The 1,993-nt window shown below is 71.7% G+C and carries 1 protein-coding gene; it reads left to right on the forward strand.

The annotated features are described in order from the left end of the window. On the forward strand, positions 1 to 1,993 hold a 1,993-nt coding region (locus AB0H42_RS35605), incomplete at both ends, for a condensation domain-containing protein (RefSeq protein ID WP_357064260.1).

The raw sequence follows: 1,993 nt of genomic DNA on the forward strand, positions 1-1,993 counted from the left end.
CTGCGCATCGAACTCGGCGAAATCGAGTCGGCGCTGACCGGTGTGGACGAGGTCGGGCAGGCCGTGGTGGTCATGCGTGGTGACGCGCGCACCGGGGATCAGCTGGTCGGCTATGTGGTGCCGGCCGCCGGCGCCGCGGTCGAGACCGACGCGCTGCGCGCCGCCCTGTCGGGCCGGTTGCCGTCGTACATGGTGCCCGCCGCGTTCGTCGTGCTCGACGCCTTCCCGCTGAACGCCAGCGGGAAGCTCGATCGCCGGGCGCTGCCCGAACCGGTCTTCGCGGCCCGGGTATTCCGGGCGCCGTCCACCCCGATCGAGGAGATCGTGGCGGCGACCTTCGCCGACGTGCTGGGCGTGGAGCGGGTCGGCGCGGACGACGACTTCTTCGAGCTGGGCGGTAACTCCCTGATCGGTATGCAGGTCGCGGCCCGGATCGGCGCGGCCCTCGGTACCCAGGTGGCGGTCCGCGCGCTGTTCGAGGCGCCGACCGTGGCCGCGCTCGCCCTCCGGGTGGAGGAATCCGGCGCCCGGTCCCGGCCGGAGCTGGTCGCCGGGCCGCGGCCGGAACTGGTGCCGCTGTCCTACGCGCAGCAGCGGATGTGGTTCCTGAACCAGTACGACACCTCCTCGGCGGCCTACAACCTGCCGATGGCGATCCGCCTCACCGGCGATCTCGAGGTGGCGGCCTTGCGCGCGGCGCTCGGTGATGTGGTGGCCCGGCACGAATCGCTGCGGACCCGGTACCCGGAGCAGGGTGGCCGGCCGGTGCAGCAGATCCTCCCGGCCGACCGGGCCGTACCGGTCCTGGAGCCGGAGCAGGTGTCCGCGGACGAGGTGGTGACACAGATCGCCGAGTTCGCGGCGACCGGCTTCGATGTGGCCGCCGCCGTGCCGGTGCGGGTCCGTCTCTTCGCCGTCGCGCCCAAAGAATTCGTCCTGGTCGTGGTGTTGCACCACATTGCCGGTGACGGTTTCTCGCTGGCGCCGCTGGCCCGGGATGTGATGACCGCGTACGCGGCGCGCACCCAGGGCGAGCTGCCGGGCTGGGCGCCGCTGCCGGTCCAGTACGCCGACTACACACTGTGGCAGCGGCAGGTCCTGGGCGCCGAGGACGACCCGGACGCCCCGATGGCCCGCCAGCTCGCGTTCTGGCAGGACACCCTCGCGGACCTGCCCGACGAACTGGCGCTGCCCACCGACCGCCCGCGTCCCGCGGTGGCGTCGCTGCGCGGCGCGCGGGTGCACGGCGAGCTGGACGCCGAGCTGGTGCGGGATCTGAACGCCCTGGCCCGTGCTCGCGGCGCGTCGATGTTCATGGTGCTGCACGCCGGTTTGGCGGCGTTGCTGGCGCGGTTGTCCGGTAGCGACGACATCGCGATCGGTACGCCGATCGCGGGTCGTGGTGAGCAGGCGCTCGACGATCTGGTCGGCATGTTCGTCAATACGCTGGTGCTGCGGACCGCGGTCGGATCGGGCGAAACCTTCGCCGATCTGGTGGATCGGGCCCGCCGGACGGACCTGGACGCGTTCGGCAATGCCGATGTGCCGTTCGAGCGGCTGGTGGATCTGCTGGCCCCGGAGCGTTCGCAGGCGCGCAACCCGTTGTTCCAGGTGGCGCTGTCGTTCCAGAACCAGGAGGCGCCGGCGCTGGACCTGGCCGGGCTGACCGTCGCCGGGCTGGAGATCGCCGACGATGTGGCGCGTTTCGACCTCCAGTTCTCGCTGGCCGAAAACGGTTCGGGCGGTCTGGAACTGGTGGTGAACTACGCCACCGAACTGTTCGACGAAGCCACCGCGTCCACGATGATCACCCGGTTCCAGCGGTTGCTGTCGGCGGTCGCCGCCGACCCGGACGCGGTGCTCGGCGATCTCGAACTCCTCGATCCGAGTGAACGACGCGAGGTCCTGTCCCGCACGGGTGGTGCGGCGGTGCCGGCGTCGACATTGCCGGAGTTGCTGGCCGCGGCGGTGGCGGTGGATCCGTCGGCGCCGG

The sequence above is a fragment of the Nocardia sp. NPDC050799 genome, from assembly GCF_040654015.1.
Classification (GTDB): Bacteria; Actinomycetota; Actinomycetes; order Mycobacteriales; family Mycobacteriaceae; genus Nocardia.